Origin of the sequence: Goodfellowiella coeruleoviolacea, assembly GCF_024171785.1 — a bacterium.
In the GTDB taxonomy this organism is placed as follows: Bacteria; Actinomycetota; Actinomycetes; order Mycobacteriales; family Pseudonocardiaceae; genus Goodfellowiella; species Goodfellowiella coeruleoviolacea.
The window spans coordinates 264,304-286,844 of record NZ_JAMTCK010000006.1 but is presented as its reverse complement, the minus strand read 5'-3'; the positions used below and the strand labels follow the sequence as shown (position 1 = coordinate 286,844).

At 74.3% G+C, this 22,541-nt stretch carries 15 protein-coding genes; 10 read left to right on the top strand and 5 right to left on the bottom strand.

The genetic code is table 11. The annotated features are described in order from the left end of the window. Window positions 1-3: 3 nt before the first annotated feature. The 4 genes from LX83_RS15140 to LX83_RS15125 all read left to right on the top strand — a co-directional run bounded on the left by LX83_RS15140 (window position 4) and on the right by LX83_RS15125 (window position 3,358). Window positions 4-1,392 carry a M20 family metallopeptidase gene (locus tag LX83_RS15140; RefSeq protein WP_253771692.1) on the top strand — a complete coding sequence of 463 codons (1,389 nt, stop codon included), beginning with the start codon at window positions 4-6 and terminating at the stop codon, window positions 1,390-1,392. Window positions 1,393-1,456: 64 nt separating this feature from the next. Beyond that, complete coding sequence (locus LX83_RS15135) at window positions 1,457-2,497, top strand: 1-aminocyclopropane-1-carboxylate deaminase (protein WP_253771690.1); 1,041 nt, start codon at window positions 1,457-1,459, stop codon at window positions 2,495-2,497. A gap of 97 nt (window positions 2,498-2,594) precedes the next feature. Further along, on the top strand, window positions 2,595-2,987 hold the full coding sequence (locus LX83_RS15130; RefSeq protein WP_253771688.1) for a sterol carrier family protein: 393 nt from the start codon (window positions 2,595-2,597) through the stop codon (window positions 2,985-2,987). Continuing rightward, complete coding sequence (locus LX83_RS15125) at window positions 2,984-3,358, top strand: hypothetical protein (protein ID WP_253771686.1); 375 nt, start codon at window positions 2,984-2,986, stop codon at window positions 3,356-3,358. The genes LX83_RS15130 and LX83_RS15125 overlap by 4 nt, the downstream gene beginning before the upstream one ends. Before the next feature lie 29 nt (window positions 3,359-3,387). Here the strand turns inward: LX83_RS15125 and LX83_RS15120 are convergent, their stop codons facing one another. Together LX83_RS15120 and LX83_RS15115 are read right to left on the bottom strand one after the other, a co-directional pair. Next, window positions 3,388-5,391, bottom strand: a complete 2,004-nt coding sequence (locus LX83_RS15120; protein WP_253771684.1) for an alpha/beta hydrolase — start codon at window positions 5,389-5,391, stop codon at window positions 3,388-3,390. A 523-nt stretch (window positions 5,392-5,914) separates the two neighbouring features. After that, on the bottom strand, window positions 5,915-6,232 hold the full coding sequence (locus tag LX83_RS15115; protein WP_253771682.1) for a type VII secretion target: 318 nt from the start codon (window positions 6,230-6,232) through the stop codon (window positions 5,915-5,917). Window positions 6,233-6,784: 552 nt separating this feature from the next. Between LX83_RS15115 and LX83_RS15110 the strand changes: the two genes are divergently transcribed. Continuing rightward, window positions 6,785-7,543, top strand: coding sequence for a hypothetical protein (locus tag LX83_RS15110; RefSeq protein ID WP_253771680.1), 759 nt, complete (start codon window positions 6,785-6,787; stop codon window positions 7,541-7,543). A gap of 113 nt (window positions 7,544-7,656) precedes the next feature. Here LX83_RS15110 and LX83_RS15105 read toward each other — a convergent pair whose 3' ends face one another. After that, window positions 7,657-11,037, bottom strand: coding sequence for a DUF4132 domain-containing protein (locus tag LX83_RS15105; protein WP_253771678.1), 3,381 nt, complete (start codon window positions 11,035-11,037; stop codon window positions 7,657-7,659). Between the two features lie 149 nt (window positions 11,038-11,186). Continuing rightward, the gene (locus tag LX83_RS15100) at window positions 11,187-14,498 is read right to left on the bottom strand and encodes a DUF4132 domain-containing protein (protein WP_253771676.1); all 3,312 of its coding nucleotides are present in this window, start codon (window positions 14,496-14,498) and stop codon (window positions 11,187-11,189) included. Window positions 14,499-14,710: 212 nt separating this feature from the next. Between LX83_RS15100 and purF the strand changes: the two genes are divergently transcribed. Both purF and purM read left to right on the top strand, forming a co-directional pair. Next, window positions 14,711-16,336, top strand: coding sequence for an amidophosphoribosyltransferase (gene purF, locus LX83_RS15095; RefSeq protein WP_407649588.1), 1,626 nt, complete (start codon window positions 14,711-14,713; stop codon window positions 16,334-16,336). A gap of 160 nt (window positions 16,337-16,496) precedes the next feature. Continuing rightward, entirely contained in the window at window positions 16,497-17,606 is a 1,110-nt protein-coding gene (purM, locus tag LX83_RS15090; protein WP_253772033.1) for a phosphoribosylformylglycinamidine cyclo-ligase, read from the top strand. A gap of 348 nt (window positions 17,607-17,954) precedes the next feature. On the opposite strand, the gene LX83_RS15085 is transcribed toward purM, so the two are convergent. Next, on the bottom strand, window positions 17,955-20,174 hold the full coding sequence (locus tag LX83_RS15085) for a hypothetical protein (protein ID WP_253771674.1): 2,220 nt from the start codon (window positions 20,172-20,174) through the stop codon (window positions 17,955-17,957). A 160-nt stretch (window positions 20,175-20,334) separates the two neighbouring features. Here LX83_RS15085 and LX83_RS15080 point away from each other — a divergent pair, with 160 nt between their 5' ends. Genes LX83_RS15080 through arfB form a run of 3 tightly spaced genes read left to right on the top strand, consistent with a single transcriptional unit; the run spans window position 20,335 to window position 22,534 of the window. Further along, window positions 20,335-20,919, top strand: a complete 585-nt coding sequence (locus tag LX83_RS15080; protein ID WP_308203979.1) for a SigE family RNA polymerase sigma factor — start codon at window positions 20,335-20,337, stop codon at window positions 20,917-20,919. After that, on the top strand, window positions 20,916-22,046 hold the full coding sequence (locus LX83_RS15075; protein WP_253771672.1) for a hypothetical protein: 1,131 nt from the start codon (window positions 20,916-20,918) through the stop codon (window positions 22,044-22,046). The genes LX83_RS15080 and LX83_RS15075 overlap by 4 nt, the downstream gene beginning before the upstream one ends. A gap of 59 nt (window positions 22,047-22,105) precedes the next feature. Continuing rightward, window positions 22,106-22,534 (top strand): alternative ribosome rescue aminoacyl-tRNA hydrolase ArfB, encoded by a 429-nt coding sequence (gene arfB, locus LX83_RS15070; RefSeq protein ID WP_253771670.1) that lies wholly within the window; start codon window positions 22,106-22,108, stop codon window positions 22,532-22,534. Window positions 22,535-22,541: the final 7 nt, after the last annotated feature.

The following is a 22,541-nucleotide window of genomic DNA, read 5'->3' as shown; positions in this document are numbered from 1 at the left end:
GGCGTGTCACGGGCCGACGCGGTGCGGTACGCGGCCGAGTACTTCGACTCCGGGGCGTTCCTGGCCGAGCTGAGTCGTCGGGTCGCCTACCGCACCGAGAGCCAGGACCCGGAGCGGCTGCCGGAGCTGCGCGCCTACCTGGACGAGGAACTGGTGCCGGCGGTGGCGCGGCTGGGGTGCACCGCGCGGATCGTGGACAATCCGGTGGCCGGTCGGGGACCGCTGCTCGTCGCCCGCCGGCACGAGGACGACCGGCTGCCCACCGTGCTCACCTACGGCCACGCCGACGTGGTGCTCGGTGAGGAGCGGCGGTGGCGGGCCGGGCTGCACCCGTGGCGGGTGGTGGTGGAGCAGGACCGCTGGTACGGGCGGGGCACCGCGGACAACAAGGGGCAGCACACCATCAACCTGGCCGCGCTGGAACAGGTGCTGCGCGCCAGGAACGGGCGGCTGGGGTTCAACCTCGCGGTGCTGGTGGAGACCGGGGAGGAGGCGGGCTCACCCGGGCTGCGCCAGGTCTGCGCCGACCTGCGCGACGAACTCGCCGCCGACCTGCTGGTCGCGTCGGACGGCCCGCGCCTGGCGGCCGAGCGGCCCACGCTGTTCCTGGGGTCGCGCGGCTCCGTCCTGTTCACCCTGCGGCTGCGGCTGCGCGACGGCGCCCACCACTCCGGCAACTGGGGTGGGCTGCTGCGCAACCCCGCCACCGTGCTGGCCTCGGCACTGGCCAGCCTGGTCGACGCGCACGGCCGCATCCTGGTGCCCGGGCTGCGGCCACCGTCCATTCCGGACAACGTCCGGCGGGCGCTGGCCGAGCTGAGCGTCGGTGGCGGGCCGGACGACCCCGTCATCGACGAGGACTGGGGTGAACCGGGGCTGAGCCCGGCGGAGCGGCTGGTCGGCTGGAACACCCTGGAGGTGCTGTCGCTGGCCGCGGGCAACCCGGACACGCCGATCAACGCGATCCCCGGTGCGGCGCACGCGCACTGCCAGCTCCGCTACGTCGTCGGCACCGACGTGACCGAGTTGGGCCGGGTGCTGCGCGAACACCTGGACGCCCGCGGTTTCCCCACGGTCGAGGTGGCGGTGGGGCGGAGCATGCCGGCCACCCGCACCGACCCGGACAACCGGTGGGTGCGCTGGGCGGTGGAGTCGGTGGCGCGGACGACCGGTGCGGCGCCGGCGCTGCTGCCCAACCTCGGCGGCACCATCCCCAACGACGCGTTCGCCGACGAGTTGGGCCTGCCCACCATCTGGCTGCCGCACTCCTACCCGGCGTGCGCGCAGCACGCGCCCGACGAGCACCTGCTCGGCTCCGTGGCCAGGCAGTCGCTGCGCATCATGGCCGGGCTGTTCTGGGACCTCGGTGAGGTCGGGCCGGTTCGCCGGTGACCTGGTCGGGAACCCGCCGGGTGTGCTCTCCTGGATCTTCCCGCGAGGTCCTGGAGGTTGCGCCGTGTCCGTCCTCACCCAGTTCGAGCGGTATCCGCTGTTGTTCGGCCCGTCCCCGGTGCACCGGCTGGACCGGTTGACCCAGCACCTCGGCGGCGCCCAGGTGTGGGCCAAGCGGGAGGACTGCAACTCCGGCATCGCCTTCGGCGGCAACAAGACCCGCAAGCTGGAGTACCTGGTCGCGGACGCGCTGGCCCAGGGCTGCGACACCCTGGTGTCCATCGGCGGGGTCCAGTCCAACCACACCCGGCAGGTGGCGGCGGTGGCCGCGCGGGCCGGTCTGCGCTGCGTGCTGGTGCAGGAGAGCTGGGTGGACTGGCCGGACCCGGTTTACGACCGGGTCGGCAACATCCTGCTGTCCCGCCTGGCCGGCGCGGACGTGCGGCTGGTCGAGGCCGGGTTCGACATCGGCGTCCGGGAGAGCTGGGCGCGCGTGGTGGCCGAGATCGAGGCGGCCGGCGGCAAGCCCTACCCGATCCCGGCCGGGGCCAGTGACCACCGGCTCGGCGGGCTCGGCTTCGCCAACTGGGCGTTCGAGGTCGCCGAGCAGGAACACCAGCTCGGCGTCCACTTCGACACCATCGTGGTCTGCTCGGTCACCGGCAGCACCCAGGCCGGCATGGTCGCCGGGTTCGCGGCGCTGGCCGAACTGGCCGAGCAGGACGGGCGCACCGCGCGGCCCAGGCGGGTCATCGGGATCGACGGCTCGGCCACCCCGGCGCGGACCAGGGAGCAGATCGCCCGGATCGCCCGGGCCACCGCGGCACTCGTCGGCGTGCGGCGGGAGCTGGCCGACGCGGAGATCGTGCTGGACGAGCGCTACCACGCCGGCACCTACGGCATCCCGGACGAGGCCACCCTGGCGGCCATGCGGCTGGCCGCCCGCACCGAGGGGATGATCACCGACCCGGTCTACGAGGGCAAGTCCATGGCCGGACTGATCGACCTGGTCAGCAGCGGGGAGATCGACCGGGACGCCACCGTGCTCTACGCGCACCTGGGCGGGCAGCCCGCGCTCAACGGCTACAGCGCGCTGTTCCGCTGACGGTGGCGCTTCTTCCCGTTGGCGGTGGCGCTTCTTCCCGTTGGCGGCGGGCCCTGTTCGGCTGAGCTGGCTGGCGCGGGCGGCCTATCCTGGGCCGGTGCCGCGACAGACGGTTGATCCCCACGAACTGCGGGCCGCGGTGACGGCGGTGCTGCCCTGGCTGGCCGATCCCGGTCAGCAACAGCCGGACCGGGCCACCCTGGCCGCCGCCGTCCGGCTCAGCCTGCGCACCCTGGCCCAGGACGCGCCCGGCCGCAGCGTGGAGGTGCGGGTGCCGCCGTTCGCCGCGGTGCAGTGCGTCGCCGGACCCCGGCACACCAGGGGCACCCCGCCCAACGTGGTCGAGACCGATCCGCGCACCTGGCTGGAACTCGCCACCGGCCGTCTGGAGTGGACGGACGCGGTGGCGCAGGACCGGGTGAGCGCGTCGGGCAGCCGCGCCGACCTGGGCGAGCTGCTGCCGCTGCTGCGGATCGGGCTGGACGGGTGAGCGCGCGGCCACGCCGCCGACTGGCGCCGGCCGCGCTGTGCCTGGGACTGGGTGTGGGGCTCGGCCCGCTGGTGGTGGCGTGCGGCGGGGACGGGACGCTCGGCGAGGTGCTCGCCGACGGCCGGGCCAGGATCCGGGTGACGGCCCTGATCGACGACAACCGGATGGAGGTCACCGCGCTCACCCAGTTCGAGCAGCGGCCGGAGGGCTCCCGCTGGTTCGTCGACGGCCGCTACACGGTGGACCGGGGCGAGGCACCGGCGTCGGCCGTGGTGGACACCGAACTGGACTGCCGGGTGCGGGAGATCAGGCAGCCGGTCACCGGGCTGGTGGACGAGCCCGAGGTGACCGACTGCCGGACCGTGCACTAGGAACGCCAGCGCGGTCAGCGGGGGCGGGATCAGAACGGGTTCAGCGCGTCGAGCACCTTCTTGCCGCCGCTGACCGCGCCCTCGACCAGGTCCCTGCCGCCCTCGACCGCGTCACCCAGGTTGCCGATGGTGACGTCGAGGGCGTCGTTGGCCAGTTCCCGGCCGGTGCTGGCCGCGTGGTCCCCGGCCGCACCCCAGTCGCCCCGGCCGATGTCGCCGATGACCTGCTTGGTGCCGCCGGCCACGTCCTCGACGATGTCCGCGGTCTCCTTGGCCATGTTGCCCGCCTTGTCCACCGCCGGGCCGATGACCGGCACGTCCGAGGTGGGCAGCTCCGGCGGCAGGGGGCTGTCCTGCCAGCGCTGCGCGGTGACCTCGCCGCCGTGCCCGGTGGCGATCCTGGCCAGGTTCTGCAGCGACTCGGAGCCCTCCCGGTAGTACTCCGAGTGCGCGTTGGCGACGTTGGCGGAGTCGGTGGTGCCGAACACCGTGGCGCCGAAGGACTTGTCGTACGGGCCGGTGGACGAGCCGTCCTTGGTGAACCAGTCCGAGCTGGTGCCCTGCACCACCGGGTCGTGCTCGGTGGCCCCCGCGTACACGTGGCCGGCGCCGGGCGAGAGCTGGTTGACGTTGGACGCGCCCACCCCGGGCGAGCCCACGAACGCGATGTCGTCGGCGGCCAGCCCGTTCATGCCGGCGTAGCCGACGGTGGTGCTGCCGTAGCTGTGCCCGACCACGGTGAGGTGCTGCCGGTTGCCGGCGGCCTCGGCCGCGGCCCGGTAGCCGGCCACGTCGTCGACCAGGTTCTTGCCGCCCGCCTCGGCCTGGGCCGGGCTGCCCACCTGGTCCGGTGACCAGCTCGGCGCGTCGTAGCCGAGCCACTGGATGGTGGCGTTGCCCTTGGCGCCCATCTGCTGGCGCAGGTTGATGGCCTGGTCGAGGGGGAGGTTGCCGACGGTGGTGCCGGTGCCGGGTACGGTGACCGCGAGGTTCTTGGCGGTGTCCGGGTCGCCGAACGCGATCGCCAGCTGCGCGTCACCGCCGGGGCCGGCCGGGTTCCAGGCCAGCAGCCTGGCCGGCTCGCCGAACGCCTGCTGGGACTGGGTGTTGGCCTGTGCCAGTTTGTCCGCCGCCTGCCTGGTGTTCTCCAGCTTATTCGCGGCGTCCTGGCGTTCGTCCAGCAGCGCGGCCAACGCCTTGTCGTTGGTGTTGCGCAGGTCCTGCTGGGTGGCGTTGGCGGGCAGGCCCAGTTCCGCGGCCCTGGCCGCGATCCGCTTGTCCAGGTCCTTGACCTGCTGGTCGAACCGCTTGTCGTCGTCCTTGAGGCGCTTCTCGTTGGCGTCACTGAGCACGTCGGAGGGCAGCCCCCGCAACTGGCCGAGCTGCTGGAACTGGGTGTCCTGCAACTGCTTCTGCTGCTCGGGGGTGAGCGAGTCCCACCACTTGGCCACCTCCTGCGGGGAGGAGCCGATCTCCGGGATCGTCACCCCGGACAGCGAGGTGGCGTCCCCGCCGGGGGTGGACGACAGGGTGGTGAGGCCACTGCCCGGGGACTTGGCGGCCTCGCCGTAGGCGCCCTGGATGCTGGCCAGCTGGGCGGCGTAGGCGCGCAGTGCCTGCTCGTAGCTCTCCCGCAGGGCCTCCAGGTTGCTGTTGACCTTGTTGGCGAGTTCGGTGAGCTGCTGCTCGTCCAGCATGGGTGAGCGGGACCGCCACACCTCGATGGCCTGGTCGGCGCCGCCGCGCAGCTGCGTGTACGCCTTGGCCGTGGCCTGGATGACCTGGCTGCCCGTGGTCAGCCGCTCCCCGGCCTGGCTGGTGGCGGTGGCGTTCAGCTCGGCGCGCTGGGCGAAGGCGTCCGACGCCGCGCCGGTCCAGGTGGACCGGGCGGTTGCGGTGCCCTGCTTGATGGTGTCGTGCGCGGTCCTGAGCGCGTTCGTCGCGTCGGTGAGGGGCTGGGCAGCGGCAGCGATCTGGCCGGCGTCACCGGCGGCGAGCTTGCCGTAGGGGATTTCGGGGTCGGTGTAGCTCATCGCGCCACTCCAGAGACGAGATTCGCCCGATTGAGGACGAGTTGTGCACAGGCAGGGGAGTTATCCACAGATGTGATCGGCGTGGTGTCGGTGGCGGGTGGGACGGATAGGCTGGAGCCGGGGTCGCCCCCCTGGGAAGGGTGGGGGCTGGTCTGGGGGCGGTTTGACCCCTGGCGGCCTGGCCCCTGGGGGTTTGGCCACTGGCGGTTCAGCCACTGGGGGTTCGGTTCCTGGGGGTTCGGTTCCTGGTGCGGTGACCACCGCGTTCGCGCCCGGTGCTGGGGCGTTCGTCGGTGCGCGGCCGGCTCGGCGGCGGTGGGCTGGGGCTGGTGCCAGGGGTGGTGGGGTTTCCGCTGGTCGGGGTCGTGACCCGGGTGTTGTGCTGGCCTGGCCGGGTGGGCCGGGCCGGCTGAGTTGGCGGCGGCCGTCCGGGTGCGGGCCGCCCGGGTGCGGGCCGCCCGGATGTGGGGCGCCCAAGTGTGGGGCGTGCGGGTGCGGTGCGTGCGACCGCCCGCTGGCGTGGTCATCCCGTGCCCCAGATGGCGTCGAGCTTGTCGGCGGAGTCGCCGTCCTGGCGCTCGTACGCCTCGGCGTTCTCGGCGAGCCCGGTGCCGGTGTCGGCCACCCAGCCCGCGCCGGCCTTCAGGTCACGTGCGTGCAGGCTGGTGAAACCCGACAGCGCCCGGGTGAACTCGGCCGCCGCGGCCACCTCGCCCAGGGCGCCGTCCGCCAACCGCACCGAGTCGACCGTCCCGGCCGCCGTGCCGATCGTGTCCGAGGCGGAGGCGAACTGCTTCGACCCCTCCCGCAGGGACGCTGGTTCAACTTCGAAGGAGGCCATGGTGTTCCTTCCCGCAAGCCGATGATCAACCGACGTCCCAGGCGGCGGTCAATCCGATCAACCCCAGATCGTGCGGATGCGACGCAACCGGGAGCACGTCGGTTCCGCCCACCGTGCCGGTGCCGGCGGAGGCTGGTCCGCCGCTGCCGGTGCGGTCCGCCGGACGCCGGCGCGGCGCGGTCAACTGGGCGCTGGTTGGTGCTGTGCGGCGGATGGTGCCAGCAGCGGCGCACCCGGTGTGGGCGATCACGGCGAATCACGCGGAACAGGACAACCCCGCGGCGGGCGGCCGTGGGCAGCGGCCGACGGTGCGAACCAGGATCGATCCAGCGGATCGGTTGTCGGGGTGATGCCCGAGAATCGGGGCGACCCCGGGAAGCGGGCCGGACTGGGCGGGACAGGACGGGACCAGGCCCGGGTCGAGCCAGCGCGCGACGGGCCGGAGCGGAGCCGGGTGGGCGGTCAGCCGCGTCCGCGGTGGGTGCGACAGTAACCGAAACACGGCCGTCGGCGGGCTGCACCGACGACGGACAGCAACGTCGGGGAGGCACGGTGGCAGGGCACGTGGGGCCAGTGGGATGGGACAGCCAGCGGTGGATCGAGGTGTTCACCCGGCAGGCGGCCCTGTTCCGGGAGGCGGTGGACCAGGCCGACCTGGAGACCGGGGTGCCGTCCTGTCCGGGGTGGACCTTCGCCGAACTGGTCGTGGACGTGGCCGCGTTCCTGGAGCTGGCCGGGGACTACCTGCGCACCGGCAGCCTGCTGCAACTGCCCCCGCCCGCACGGGTGGCCGGCGCTGATCCCGTGGCCTACCTGGACGCGCAACTGGCCGCGACCGGCGCCGCACTGGCCGCCACACCAGCGGACTCCCCGGTGTGGACGCCCTCGCCGGCCAGCCCCGACCAGGCGTGGGTGTGGCACCGGCGGCTGGCGCACCGGATGAACCTGCGGCGCTGGGACGCGCAGGCGGCACTGCGCACCCTGGTGCCCACCGACACCGACCAGGCCGTGGACGGCATCGACGAGGTGCTGGGCACCCTGCTGGCCATCAAGTACGCCACGGACGTGGCGCCCGAGGCCGGCGGCACGGCCGTGGTGCGGTGCACGGACGCGCCGGCCGCCTGGCACGTGCGGTTCGTGCCCGGGGTGGCCGCCGAGGTGCGCGCGGCCGAGCCGGGCGAACCGGCCGACGCCGAGGTGACCGGCCCGGCGACCTCCGTCTACTACGGACTGTGGCGTCGCGACGAGCTGCCCGCCACCGGCCAGGACAAGGTCCGCTGGGCGCTGCGACTGGACGGGCGGGCGGCGTGACCGGACCACGGGGTTGATCGGCCCGGCGGCGGGCCGGGCCGACCGGACTGACCGTCCACATCGGACTGGTGGTGCTTGCCGGCTGGGCGCGCCGGCCGTCCGCGCGCCCCGGGCTACGAACCGGCCGTGGTGGTCAGCGTGTGCAGATCGGCCAGCACCTCGGACGCGGTGACCGGGTCGAGCACCCCGAACGCCGTGGTGGGTGTGGGGAACTCCGGTGTGCCCGGCTGGTCGTGCAGCCAGACCCGCTCGACGCGCTGCTCCGGGTAGTAGTCCACCGCGCCGACCGCGATGCCCGGGGACAGGTTGACCACCAGGGCGCGGTTGTCCGGCAGCGGCCGGGAGATCCAGCACTCCAGGCCGTCGTCCTTGACGGCGGCGCGTTCCCACCCACGCCGCTCCAGGCCGAGCACGGTGAAGGTCGACGTGGTGCGGTCGTGGAAGCGGGTCAGCTCGGTGCTGGCGCGCTCCTGGTCGGTCAGCGCGTGCACGGGCCGCTCCAGCTGCGGGAACGGCTGCAGGATCGCGTAGTCGGCGAACACCTCGCGCCACGCCGGGACCGTGTCCGCGAGGTGCACCGGGTGGGCGATGCCGACCTGGGCCCCGGCCGGCAGCACCAGGGTGTCGTCGTGGACGTCGGCCAGGGTGCGGTCCTCGGCGAGCCGGAACGACACCCCGCTGTCGGCGACCCACACCAGCCGCCGGGCGATGTGCCAGACCAGCGGGTGGGTCACGACCAGGTCGTGGAACTCGGCCAGGCTCCACCGGCGCTGGGCCACCATGGCCCGTTCCAGTCGGCGGATCTGGTCGGCGGACACCGTCCGCACGTCCTTCTTCAGCGCGGTGAACCGCTGGTGCGCGGCCGGGGCCAGGTCCGGGTCGTCGCGCACGCCGGGCTTGGGCAGGGCCCTGAGCCGCTTGCCGGTCTGGTCGGTGACGAACGGCTTGAGCTGGTCGTCGAAGCCCACGGTGAACCGGCGGGGGCCGTAGTCCAGGGTGAGGCTGCCGCGCTCGTCCAGCCCGAAGTCCGGCACCAGCCGGTCGGCCAGCTGCTCGGGGCTCAGCCCGCGCTCGTCGGCCAGTTCGGCGATCCTCTCCTGCGCCTTGGCACGCAGGCCCTTGAACTTCACCGTGGTGGCGATGGAGTTCAGGTGCGCCAGCGCCGTGTCGGTGCCGATCGCGACCAGCACGTCCAGCCCGATCACGGCTTGGACGTGCTGGCCGTCGCCGGGCCAGGACCGGATCAGCGGGGCGAGCCGGCGCACCGTGTCGTCGTTGCCGAGCCAGCCGAGCGCGGGCAGGCCCCAGTCCTCCTTGGCGTCGACGTAGTAGTCCGCCCTGGACTGCTCGTACAGCGCCCAGACGAACTCGGCCAGCGACTCCGGGTCGCAGACCTCCCGCACCACGTCGATGCCGGCGTAGCGGCCGTGCGGCCAGGACAGCGCCAGCATGGTGACCAGGTGCTCGACCGCGCTGGCCGGCAGGGCGTGGCGGCGGTCCCGCAACAACACCCGGGGCAGCCGGTACACGTCCAGCCACGAGCCGACCTCGGGCATGGTGGGGGGCAGGTCCGCCAGCGGATCCGCGGCCAGGATCGACTCGACGCCGGCGGCGGCCTGGTCGCCGTGCTGGCGGGCCAGCTCCACCACCTCGGCGGGGCTGCCGGTGGCGGCGAGGTGGCGCAGGGCCGCCTCGGCGGCGCGCCGCCGCTTGCCGGCCCTGCCCAGGGCCGGCGGCACCAGGGCGAGCACCGCGGCGGTGCGGTGGCGCCGCAGCCAGGCCCGGGCCACCGACCGGGCCGAGCGCACCCGCACCAGCCAGTCGGCCATCAGCTCGGCCACCTCGGCGCTGACGAACGGCAGCAGCACCTCGCCGCTGGCCGCCGGCTGGGACCGGGCCACCAGCAGCACGGCGGGCAGCGCGTCGGCGCCGAAGCGCGCGGCCACCAGCTTCAGCCAGGCCGCGGTGTCGTGCCGCCAGAACACCTTCGGCCGCCAGGTCGCCAGCAGTGGTCGCACCAGGTCCTCCGGGGCGTCCAGGACGAACCCGGGGTGGTCGTAGGGGTGCAGGGTGCCCTCGCGCAGGGCGGTGGCCCTGGCCTGCCACGCCGCCCGGTTCAGGTGCCTGGTGTGCTCCTGCCCGTAGTCGGTTCTGGTGGCGGCCCACCGCTGCTGCTCGCCGTCGGCCCAGTGCACGGCGCGCTCGGTGGGCGCGGTCAGGCCCCTGACCGTGACCGGCTGGACGACCGGGCGCTCCTGTGTCCACAGTGGACGAACCAGTGGTTCGGGCAGGGTCTCCAGCGGCGCGTCGGTCACCGCGTCGGTGTCCCCCGTCGCGGCGTCGAGCGCGGCCCGGTGCTCATCCGGCACCTCGGGCCGCAGGGCGGCGGCCAGGTCGGGGTGGGCGGTCACGTGGCCGCGCAGCAGCCGGGCGGCCAGCGGGGCCAGGCGGGCGGCGTCGCCGCCGGGCAGCGCGCCCGCGGCCGCCGCGGCGAGCCGCCGCAGTGCCCGCGCCGGGAACCGCTGGCCGGCCGCGATCACGGCCGCGTGCACGTGCGGGGTGTCCAGCCGCGCCACCAGCAGGTCGAACGCCTCGTCCGTGGGCAGCGCGCCGAGCACGGCCAGGATGCCCTTGCGGTGGTTGTCGTGGTCCTCGCGGTCCAGCAGGTCGGCCACGACCGGCGCGATGGCCGGGCCGAGCCGCGCGGCCACCGTGCACAGCGGCTCCTGGAAGGTCAGCAGCCACAGGTCCCACCCGGCGTGCAGGTGGGCGAGCTGGTCGAGCGAGGTGAGCGAGAGGAGCAGCAGGAACAGCCTCGGGTCCGACCGGACCTCGGTCCGCGGCGCCGCGGCCACGGCCTCGGCCACCCAGTCCGCCTCGGTGGGCGCCAGGTAGGCGGCGAGGATGCGGCGCATGTCGTCGTGGCGGCGCTCGGCCAGGGCGGCGAGCGCGGCCCGGTGGTCCGGCTCGGCGGCGAGCGCCAGCAGGGTCCGCGTCCGGCGCAGGATGTACTTGCCGAACCCGGAGCCGAGCAGCTGGTTGGGGTGGGTGTCGGCGTCGGGCGCGGTGACCCGGTACGCGATGGGCGTGCCTCGACCGTGGGTGGGGTCCTGGACGAGGACGCCGCCCAGTTCCACGGCGGCCGCGGCCGCGAACGCCAGGCCGTGCTCGGCGGCCCACAGGTGGGCGAAGGCGGCCGTGGTGTCCACGTCGTAGCTGTGGTCGGGCAGCTCCTCGTAGATCGTGGCGACCACGGCCGCGCCCACCGGGTCGGCCGCGCCGGCCAGGTAGGCGGCTGCCGCGTTGATCAGGCCGGGGTCGCCGGTGGCGTGCGGCAGCGCGGCCCGGATCTCGGGCAGCCGGGCCCGGATGCCGGCGAGGGGCGCGTCCTCGGCCGGGACCGCGCTCGGCGGCACGTCGCCGCCCCGCCACACGTGGATCTGGTCGCGCCACTGGTCGGGGAGGACGAAGGCGTCCTCGTCCGGCTGCCGCATGCCGCCTCCTCACTTGGCTGTGCGGCGCACCCTACGCAGCCGGTCCGACAGTTTCCGACGGACCGGGGCGCGCCCCTGTCGCGTCCACCCGCCCAGCACCAGGTTTCGTCTGTCCACAGTGGACACTTGGGGCGGGTTCGCCGGTGCCGCTAGGCCTCCGGCGCGGTCAGCGTGGTGAGGTCGGTGAGCACCTCGGACACGAGCACCGCGTCCAGTTCACCGAACCGGCCGTTGACCGCGCCGCGTTGCGCGTCGGTTAACGCCACCCGGACGACGCGCTGCTCCGGGTCGGACAGCGGAGCCCCGCGCTCCACGCCCGGGTCCAGCACGATCACCACCTTCCGGTTGCCCCGCGCCGGACGGCACAGGTACGTGTCCACACCGCCGCCGTGGGACACCAGCGACCAGCCGCGCCGCTGCAGACCGAGCACCCTGGTGGTGGGCACGGTGGTGCCGTGGAAGCGGGTCAGCTCGGCGCTGGTGCGCTCCTCCCCGGTGAGCCGGTGCACGGGCCGGTGCAGCTGCGGGAAGGGTTGCAGGATCTCGTAGTCGGCGAACACCTCGGCCCAGGCCGCGGCCTCCTCGCCGAGGTGGACGGGGTGGGCGACGCTCACCCGGGTCGTCTCCGGCAGCACCGTGGTGGTGTCGTCGGCGTCGGCGAAGGTGCGGTCCTCGCAGACGCGGAAGACCACCCCGGTGTCGGCCCGCCACAGCAGGCGCCGGGCGATGTGCCAGAGCAGCGGGTGGTGGACGAACAGGCGCTGGAACTCGGCCAGCTCCCAGCGCCGCTGACTGATCATGGCCTGTTCCAGGCGGCGGATCTGGTTGGCCGCCACCGTGCGCACGTCCTTCTTCAACTCGGCGAACCGCGCGTGGGCCGCGGGGGCGAGGTCGGCGTCGTCGCGGGCACCGGGTTTGGGCAGGTCCTTGAGCCGCTTGCCGGTCTGGTCGGTGACGAACGGCTTGAGCTGGTCGTCGAAGCCCACGGTGAACCGGCGGGGGCCGTAGTCCAGGGTGAGGCTGCCGCGCTCGTCCAGCCCGAAGTCGGGCACGAGCTGGTCGGCGAGCTGGTCCGGGCGCAGCCCCCGGACGCGGGCGAGCGTGTTGAGCCGCCGCTGGGCTTCGTAGCCCAGGGACCGGGTGGCCGGGCTCTGCGCGATCGAGTTCAACTGCACCAGCGCCGCGTCCGTGCCGATGGCGGCGAGCACGTCCAGGCCGGCCACGGCCGCCTTCCGGTTGTCCTTCTTGTGCCAGGCGCGGATGACCGGGGCGAGCCGGCGCACCGTGTCGTCGTCGCCGAACCGCCCGAGCGCCGGCAGCACCCAGTCGCCCCGGTAACCGTGGAACCGGAACTCCCGCGCGGACTGGTCGAACAGCGCCCAGGCGAACCCGGTGAGCGAAGCCCGGTCGCAGCTGTCGACGACCGCGTCGAGACCGGGGAACGGACTGTCCCATGTGGACAGGTTGAGCAGCGTGGTGAGGTGCTCGACCGCGGACAGCGGCAGGGCGCGCTCGCGGTCCCGCAGCAGCACCTGGGGCAGCCGGTGCACGTCCAGCCAGGCCGGCGGCTTGGGTGCGGTGACCCGCTCCTCGGCCGAGGACACCCGGTCCAACAACGACTGGATCGCGGCGAGGGCGGCGTCCCCGTAGTGGCGCGCGGCCGCGATGATCGTGTCGACGCCGTTGGGGGTGGTGGCGATGAACCGCAGCGCGCCCTCGGCGTTGCCGCGCGGCTTGCCCGCCCTGCCCACGGCCGCCGGCACCAGCGCGCGGGCGGCGACCGCGGCGTGCCGGTGGAACCAGGGCTCGGCCACCGATCGCAGCGCCTTGAGCCGCAGCCAGTCGGCCATCAGCTCGGCCACCTCCACGGTGGCGAACGGGTGCAGCAGCTCGCCCCGCTCGGCCGGGCGCGGCCGGGCCAGGGCGAGCGCGGCGGGCAGCGCGTCCAGTTCGAACCGGGCCACGATCACCCGCATCCACGCGTAGCTGTTCCCCTGCGGCGGCTGCCAGGTGCGCAGCAGCGGTCGCGCCACGTCCTCCGGCCCGAACAGGAACAGGTTCCTCGGCAGCTCGTGCTGGTGGGTGCCGTCGGCCAGGTCCCGGTACCGCGCCCAGTACGGGTCGGCCGCGTCCTCGGGGATGTCCCCGCGGTAGTGGTCGACCCTGGTGTCCGCCCACTTGCGGCGCTCGCCTTTCGCCCAGACCACCGCCGGTTCGACCGACGGCTCCAGCCCCTTGACCACCGGCCGCCGGACCACGGTGCGCTTGGCCGCCCACGGCGGGTTGACCAGCAGCGCGGGCAGCTCGTCCAGTGCTGCCTCGGCGACCCGGTCGGCGGGCTGCTCGGCCCCGTCGAGCGCGGCGCGCGTCTCGGGCGGCAGGGCGGCCACCAGGTCCGGGTGGGCGGCGGCGTGCTCGTGCAGCAGCCGGGCGGCCAGCGGGGCGACCGAGGTCGAGCCCGAGGCGGCCGAGGCGAGCACCCGCAACGCCCGCGCCGGGTACCGCGTGGCCGCGTCCCGCACGGCGGCGTTGACGTGCGGCTGGTCCAGGCACGCCACCAGCAGCTCGAACGCCTCGTCGGTCGGCAGCGCGGCGAGCACCGCCAGGACGCACTTCTTGTTGGCGTCGCGGCGCTCGCGGGGCCACTGCGCGGCCAGCAGCGGTGCGATCGCCGGACCGACCCGCTCGGCCACCGTGTACATGGTGTCGCGGAAGGTGAGACTCCACAGCGCCCGCTCGTGGTGGCTGACGCGGTGCAGCTGCTCGACCGAGCGCACCGAGCAGAGCACCAGCCGCATCCGCTCGGTGTCGTCCTCGTCGGGCTCGGCGGTAGCGAGCGCCTCGTCCACCCAGGCCGTCTCGGTCGGCACCAGGTACGCGCCGATCACCCGTTCCACGTCGTGCTCGCGCCGGCCGGCCAGCACGGTGGCGGCCGCCTGGTAGTCCGTGTCGTCGGCGGCGGCCAGCAGCGCGCGCACCCGGTGCACCACGGGCGCCAGGCCCCCGTAGGAGAGCGCCTCGTCCCAGTCCTCGGGGTCGGCGCGCGCCACCACGTACCCGGCGGTGCCGTTCTCGTCGACCTCGATTTGGGCGAGGTCGACCGCGGCCTCGGCGGCGAACGCGATGCCGTGCGCGGCCACCCACAGGTCGGCGAACGCCGGCGGGTCGAACTTGGCCGCGCCCCGGCGCGCCGCCAGCCGCCTGGCCAGCTTGGTGACCACGGCCGCGCCCAGCGGGGACGCCTCGCCGCGCAGCCAGGCGCGGGCCGCGTCCAGCAGGTCGGGCGCGCCGGTGGTGCGCTCCAGGGCGAGCCGGAACTCGTCGGCACGCTCCCGCAGCGCCGTGACCGCGGTGTCGTCGACCCGGACGCGGCTGGCGGTGACGCTGCCGCGGAACGGGTGGATGTGGGTGCGCCAGGTAGTGGGGATCGTGAACCTGTTCTCGTCTGGTCGCTTCGGCAACGCCGCCTCCTGCTGCGGGGACTGGGAACGGACGGCGGCGACCATACGGACGCGCACCGACAGCCGACCGGACCAACCGGCCGGCACCCGGGCCGCGAGGACTGCGCACGGTGACCGCTCGTGCGCGCGGCGGCGGCCACCGCGATGCCGGTGATCAGGGCGGATTTCCCCGGTTCGGCCGGCATCGGGGGTGGGCTTGGTCACGTGTGGCAATGGCTTGCTGGCGTGGCGGCCACCTGGTGCGCCTTACACTGAGGTGTAGTCCGACTCCGTCATCCAGGGAGCACTCGGTGGTCACCGACCAGACCGACCAGTCAGCAGCCGGACATCCCTCCGCACCCGAAACCCCCGAACCAGAGCCGCGCGAGGAGTGCGGTGTCTTCGGGGTGTGGGCGCCGGGCGAGGAGGTCGCCAAGCTCACCTACTACGGGCTGTACGCCCTGCAACACCGAGGTCAGGAAGCCGCGGGCATCTCGGTGGCCGACGGCAGCCAGGTCGTGGTGTTCAAGGACCTCGGGCTGGTCAGCCAGGTCTTCGACGAGCAGGTGCTGTCCTCGCTGCACGGCCACGTCGCCGTCGGGCACTGCCGCTACTCCACCACCGGCTCGCCCACCTGGGAGAACGCCCAGCCCACGTTCCGCACCACGGCCGCGGGCAGCGGCCTGGCCCTGGGCCACAACGGCAACCTGGTGAACACCGCCGAACTGCTGGAGCGGGCCACGGCCGCCGGCGCGGTGGACACCCGCGGTGGCGCCACCACCGACTCCGACCTGATCTGCGGGCTGCTGGCCGCCGCCGCGGCCGACACCGGCATCGAGCAGGCCGCCCTGGAACTGCTGCCCACCGTGCGCGGCGCGTTCTGCCTGGTGTTCTCCGACGAGTCCACGCTGTACGCGGCGCGCGACCCGCACGGGGTGCGCCCGCTGGTGCTGGGCCGGCTGGAGCGCGGCTGGGTGGTGGCCAGCGAAACCGCGGCCCTGGACATCGTGGGCGCGTCGTTCGTCCGCGAGGTCGAGCCCGGCGAGCTGATCGCCATCGACGAGGAGGGCCTGCGCTCGTCCCGGTTCGCCAACCCCGAACCCAAGGGCTGCGTGTTCGAGTACGTCTACCTGGCCAGGCCGGACACCACCATCGCCGGCCGGTCCGTGCACGCCACCCGGGTGGACATCGGCCGCCGGCTGGCCGCCGAGCACCCGGCCGAGGCCGACCTGGTCATCCCGGTGCCCGAGTCCGGCACGCCGGCCGCCATCGGCTACGCCCAGGCGTCCGGCATCCCCTACGGCTCGGGCCTGGTCAAGAACGCCTACGTGGGCCGCACCTTCATCCAGCCCTCGCAGACCATCCGGCAGTTGGGCATCCGGCTCAAGCTCAACCCGCTGCGCGAGGTCATCCGGGGCAAGCGCCTGGTGGTGGTGGACGACTCCATCGTGCGCGGCAACACCCAGCGGGCCCTGGTGCGGATGCTGCGCGAGGCCGGCGCGGTCGAGGTGCACGTGCGCATCGCGTCCCCGCCGGTGCGCTGGCCCTGCTTCTACGGCATCGACTTCGCCTCGCGCGCCGAGCTGATCGCCAACGGCCTCGACCTGGACGGGGTGCGCCGCTCGATCGGCGCGGACTCGCTGGGCTACGTGTCGCTGGAGGCCCTGGTCGCCGCGAGCGAGCAGCCCAGGACCCGGCTGTGCTCGGCGTGCTTCGACGGCAAGTACCCGATCGCCCTGCCCGACGAGGCCCGGATCGGCAAGCACCTGCTGGAGGGCATCGAGAAGGGGGTGGCCGGGTCGGCCGCGCCGGTGCACGCCAACGGGTACGGTGCGGCGGACGCACTGAGCCGGCCGTGACAGCGCGGGGCCGCACCGCACCGCGTTCACAACCCGAGCTGACCGCGACCCGCACCGGCCGACCGCGACACCCGCTGATGACGCCCGGCCGCGAGTGCCAGACTCAGCGTGACCAGACAACCGACCAGCTCCTCGATGGAGACCTGCCGTGAGCACCCAGATGGACAGTCCGAAGCCCGTGGTCGACCGAGCCGCGGACCGCACCACCCCGGTGAGTGCCACCTACGCCGCCGCCGGCGTTGACATCGCCGCCGGGGACGAGGCCGTCGAGAAGCTCAAGCCGTGGGCGGCCAAGGCCGGGCGGCCGGAGGTGCTCGGCGGCATCGGCGGGTTCGCCGGGCTGTTCAAGCTCAAGCTGGGCCGCTGGAAGGAGCCGGTGCTGGCCGCGTCCACCGACGGCGTCGGCACCAAGATCGCCGTGGCCCAGGCGCTGGACGTGCACGACACCGTGGGCATCGACCTGGTCGCCATGGTCGTGGACGACCTGGTGGTGTGCGGGGCCGAGCCGCTGCTGCTGCAGGACTACATCGCGGTCGGCAAGGTCATCCCGGACCGGATCGCCGAACTGGTCAAGGGCATCGCCGAGGGCTGCGTGCGGGCCGGCTGCGCCCTGCTCGGCGGGGAGACCGCCGAACACCCCGGGCTGATGTCCGACGGCGCCTACGACCTGTCGGCCACCGGCATCGGCGTGGTCGAGGCCGACGCCGTGCTCGGCCCGGACCGGGTGCGGCCCGGTGACGTGGTCATCGGCATGGCCTCCTCCGGCCTGCACTCCAACGGCTACTCGCTGGCCAGGCACGTGCTGCTGGAGATCGCCCGGATGCCGCTGTCCGGGCACGTCGAGGAGTTCGGCCGCACCCTCGGCGAGGAACTGCTCGAACCCACCCGCATCTACGCCAAGGACTGCCTGGCCCTGGCCGCCGAGGCCGAGGTGCGCACGTTCGCCCACATCACCGGTGGTGGCCTGGCCGCCAACCTGGCCCGGGTGCTGCCGGCCGGCGTGACCGCGTCGCTGGACCGGGGCAGCTGGACGCCCGCCCCGGTGTTCGCGCTGATCGCCCAGCGCGGCCGGGTGGACCGCGCCGAGATGGAGAAGACGTTCAACATGGGCGTCGGCATGGTCGCCGTGGTCTCGCCCGACGAGGTGGACCGGGCCCTGGCCGTGCTCACCGCCAGGCACGTGCCCGCGTGGGTGCTCGGCGAGGTCACCCGCGCCGAGGACGCCGACGCCCCGCGCGCCGAACTGCGCGGCACCCACCCGCGCTTCTGACCGGCCCTGCCCCGGCTCCGCCGCGGGGTGGGGCCGGGGCGGGCTCGCGGTGCTGCGGTCGCGGTCCTGCTGCGGTGTCGGGGTGTCGTGGTCCCGCTGTTCGGTGAATGGCGGTCGCCGTGGCGGAGTCATCCATCGGCGCGGGTGAGTTATCCACAGGCTCTGGTTGGCGCTTTGGTTCGTTGAGCAGCGGCGATAGGCTGGTCCAGGGGACGCCCCCTGGGAGGGCGGGGGGTGTTCGCAGGACCGGCCGAGCAACCACAGCGGGCCCGCGTTGAGTGCGGCTGCCGCGTCCTGAACACCTGCCGGCGGGCGCGGAGCCGCCCGTCGTCGCGACGGGTCAGGCGGTCAGCTCTCCAGGTCGTTGAAGCCGGCGCGCAGCGGGATGCCGTCCCGCAGGTAGCTGAACGTGTCCGGGTCGGGTCGGGGGCCGGTCCAGGAGACCACCAGGTAGCCGTCGCTGGCGAGGGTCGGGCCGGTCAACTCGGGCACCACCCCGGCCAGCGCGGCCAGATCCACCCGGGGTGGCCGGACGCTGGCGGTGTCGCCGGTGTCGCCGGCTTCGCGAACCAGGAACGGGTGCAGGTCGACGCCCTCGGTGAGCGTGCCGCCCCGCACCACCCACAGGTGCAGGGTGCCGCCCCGCACCAGGGACGCCAGCAGCTCCCGTTCGTCCGGGTCGGGGCAGGACAGCGCCGCGTGCAGGCTGTCCACCGCATCGGCCAGGGTGCCGTGCGCGTAGATCCAGGCGTGCCGGGCACCGCCCGGCGCGACGGAGAACTCCAGCAGGTAGCAGCTGGGGCCCACGGGTGCGGGTGGCGCTGCCGCGGCTGGCACGGCCGGCCCGACCGGTTCCGGCAGCACGGCGTCAGCCGCGGCGAGACCGGACACGGACAGCTCCCACACCCCGCTCGGCCCGTGCACGACCAGCCGGTCGCCGAGCGGGTCGTAGGCGACGACACTGGGCACGAAGCTCGTGCTCACCCGGTCGGCCTCCTGGGTCAGCGACACCGGTTCGGGCAGCTCCAGCAGCGGCTCGAACCGGCCGGCCGACCAGCGCGCCACCTGCCGGTCGGACACCGACCACAGGGCCCCGCCGCTGGTGAACACCACGTGGGCGGGCCAGTCCGGGGCGGATCCGACCGGTGCCCACGCGTCGTCGGGGGTGAGCAGCCAGAGTTCACCGGCGACCAGCAGGTAGGTGCCGCGTTCGGTCCCGCACAGCAGGCCCCGGCCGGCCGGCGGCCCCGGCGGCAGCGCGGTCCACGCGCCGTCCCGGAACACCCAGCCCGCCCCGTCGCCACCGGCCCAGAGGACCAGCCGGTCGGCGGCGGGGTCGTGGCACAGCACCGCGTGCGGCCGCGCGAGCGTGTTGAGACCGGCCAACCCACCCCAGGGTGCGGTCAACCGCTGGCACTCGCCCTCGGCGGGCAGGTGGTGCAGGGCACCGTCGGGGTCCAGGCGCACCAGTCCGTCGGGCACGGCCGCCGCCACGTTGTGGTGCTGCCAGATGGTCTCGCCGGAGGGGTAGGAGCCAGCCAGCCACCGGTCCCCGACCAGGGTCATGGTCGGCCCCCAGTGGTGGCTCATCGACGCCCGCAGCGGTCCGCCCGCCGTCCAGGTGAAGTGCGCGTGGTAGTAGTTCTCCAGCCGGTGGGGCTGGTCCAGCCGGGTCCACGCCGCACCGGACGGACTCACCCACACCTCGTCGGCCGAGGCCAGCAGCAGCCACTGGCGCCGGGCCCGGTCGAACACGAGTGGCTGGTGCCAACCGAACGGCGCCCTGGTCTCCAGCGGCGGCGGCGTGCCGGGCTCCGCGTCAGCCGGCCAGCCGCGCAGCCACATCCCGGCGCTGGGCGCGCCGGTCCACCGGTCCTCACCGGGCGGGCCGGACAACACCACCACCCGGCGGGCGATCGGGTCCCAGGCCAGGCTCACGCCCCAGGCGCGGGCGTCGCCGACCTGGTGCCACCCGTCATCCAGGGTGAACGTGTGCAACCGGCCGGCCGTGCTGGCCGCGGTGAGCACCCCGCGTTCGGGATCGACCACCACGGAACGCAGCTCGTCGGCCTCGTCGGCCAGGTCCGGCAGGGCCCGGTGCGCCACGACCAGCCGCTGGCCGTCGCGGGTGAACACGGCCCCGTCGCGGCCGACGAACAGCACGGTGTCGCCGAGCACCACAGCACTGGTCACCCGCTGCCACGACGCCCGGTCGGCCCTGCGCGTCCGGGGTCGCAGCACGGCCCGCGCACCCGATGCCTCGACCACGCCGTCCTCGGTGCGGCCGAACACCAGCAGCCGGTCACCAGCGGGGTCCACTGTGGACATCAGGCATTGGACGGTGCCGGGTGGCTGGTGGGGGAACAGGTCGGCCACGTCGAGCTGGAACCGCTGGCCGTCCCACGCCCACAGCTCGTGCTGCCGCAGCCCAGCACCCCGGGCCAGCAGCACCGGGGTCTGCCGGGCCGGATCGAACGCGACCTGGCCGAGCAGGTGCGGCGACGGCGCCAGCGCGCGCCAGATGCCCATCCCCACCCAGCGCCCAGGAAGATCAGCCGAGCTGGTCATACTTCTCGTTTCTGCTGCGTTCGGCGGTGCACCGCGGACCACGGCCCAGCTGTCCGCGCGGACTCGTGACGAACTTTCTAGATCTTTTCCTCGGTCGGGGACAACCCCGCCGGCCGCCGGCCCCGTACTGGTGTGCTGAGACGAGAGAGGGGGTGGCCAGGTGAGTGACGGAGCCCGCACCGGCGCCCGCGCCAGGACCTCGCCCGGACTCCGCGCCAGCCGCACCCCGGCCAGCAGCCGGGACCGGGAGTTCGGCGAGTACGTGGACGCGCGCACGGCCGTGCTGCGCCGCACCGCCTACCTGCTGTGCGGGGACTGGCACCGGGCCGAGGACCTGGTGCAGACCGCGCTGGCCAAGATCTACGTGGCCTGGCCGCGGCTGCGCAAGGACGGCAACGTCGACGCCTACGCGCGCAAGGTGCTGGTGCGCACCGCCATCGACGAGTCCCGCCGGGCGTTCCGCCGCCGGGAGACCGTGGTGGCGTTCGTGCCCGAGGACGCCGCGGTGTCGGCCGGGGTGGGCGGCGTGGCCGACTCGGTGGACGTGCGGCGGGCACTGGCGCTGCTGCCGCCTGGCCAGCGGGCCGTGATCGTGCTGCGCTACTGGGAGGACATGTCGGTCGCGGACACCGCCAGGGCGCTGGGCTGTGGGGAGGGCACGGTGAAGAGCCAGGCGGCCAAGGGGATCGCCGCGCTGCGCAAGCTGTTGACCGTTGCTCCGACGAGTGTGGGGGAGGTGCGATGACCTCGGACAAGCCCGATTTCGGCCGTGTTCCGGCCGACGAGGTGGGCGACGACGAGTTCAAGCGGCTGCTCGGCCAGGCACTGGCCGGCGAGCCGCCGCTGGGGGTGAACCGGGACGAGGTGCTGCGGCGCGGCCAACGCCGGCTGCGCGCCCGGCGCACGGTCCTGGCCGGTGGGGTGGCCGCCGCCGTGGTGACGGTGGTGGTCGGCGCGGCGGCACTGAGCGGCGCCGGGCACCTCGCCCTGCAGGGCGAGGTGGTGTCGGGCAACGGGCAGACCAGCTCCCAGTCGGGCCAGCCCCCCGCGCCCAGCCCGGCGGTGGCCACCCCGCTGACCGTGTACACGCGGTTCCCCTTGGACGACGAGCAGCTCAAACGGCCCTGGCCGACCACGGTCAGCCCGATCGTGCCGATCAAGACCGGCACGGGCGACCGGGCACTGCCCGACGACGTGGTCGCCAAGCGGCTGACCCACGTCCTGGCGCCGGCCCTGCGGCTGCGCGACGGCTCGCCGGGTGTGCCGTCGTCGCCGTCGTCGGGTCAGGTGCGCACCAGCAGCGAGTCGATTCCGGCGTCCGCGCCCTCGCGTGGCCAGACCAGCGAGCCCCCGGTGTTCTCGGCGGCGCCGCCGGTGGCGGGGACCTCGACGCCGTCCAGCGCGGTGCGGACCACGACGTCCGTCCCGCCGGCGGACATCAGCACCACGCCGCTGATCACCTTCAGCTCCACCAACCAGGGCTACTACCACGCCGCGGTCGACCTCGGGGACGAGAGCGGGGTGGGTGCGCTGATCGTGCAGGTGCTGGCCGGTCCGCCCGGGATGGAGCCGCTGGACTGCAACGACCTGCTGAAACTGGTCGGGCCGTCCGGTAACCGGACCTGCCACCCGGCGCTCGTCGTGGACGGCCAGCCCGTGCTGGCCATCGTGGAGGAGGGACCGGACAAGCTGGTCCGGCAGCAGGTGATCAGCGAGCGCGCGGACGGCACGCGCATCTCGGTCACCACCGCGAACGTCGCCGACAGCCAGTTGCGGGCCGGTCAGCGCAACCCGGGCCGGCCGAAGCCGCCGCTGACCCTGGAGGACCAGGCCCGGATCGCGCTGCTGCCCGGGCTCTCGGTGCCCCGGTGACCGCCGGGGCGGCCGGAAATCGGGCGCGCACCGCCGGACGGATCAGGCATGCTGGGGGCGTGGCCGAGGATCTGGTGGTGACCAGCGCGCTGGTGATACCAGCGGGCGAGCTGCGGGAACGCTTCTCCCGCTCGTCCGGGCCGGGCGGGCAGTCGGTGAACACCGCGGACAGCCGGGTGGAGCTGTCCTTCGACCTGGCCCGCTCGCCGGCCGTGCCGGACTGGCTGCGCCCCAGGATGCTGGCCCGGCTGGCCAACCGCCTGGTCGACGGGGTGCTCACGGTCGCCGCCAGCGAACACCGGTACCAGCTGCGCAACCGGCAGGCCGCCCGCACCCGCCTGGCCGACCTGCTGCGCGCCGCCGCGGCGCCGCCCCCGGCCAAGCGCCGGCCCACCAAGCCCAGCCGGGGCTCCCAGGAGCGGCGGCTGACCGCCAAACGCCAACGCGCCCAGGTCAAGCGCGGCCGGCGCGGCCACCCCGAGGACTGACCGGCCG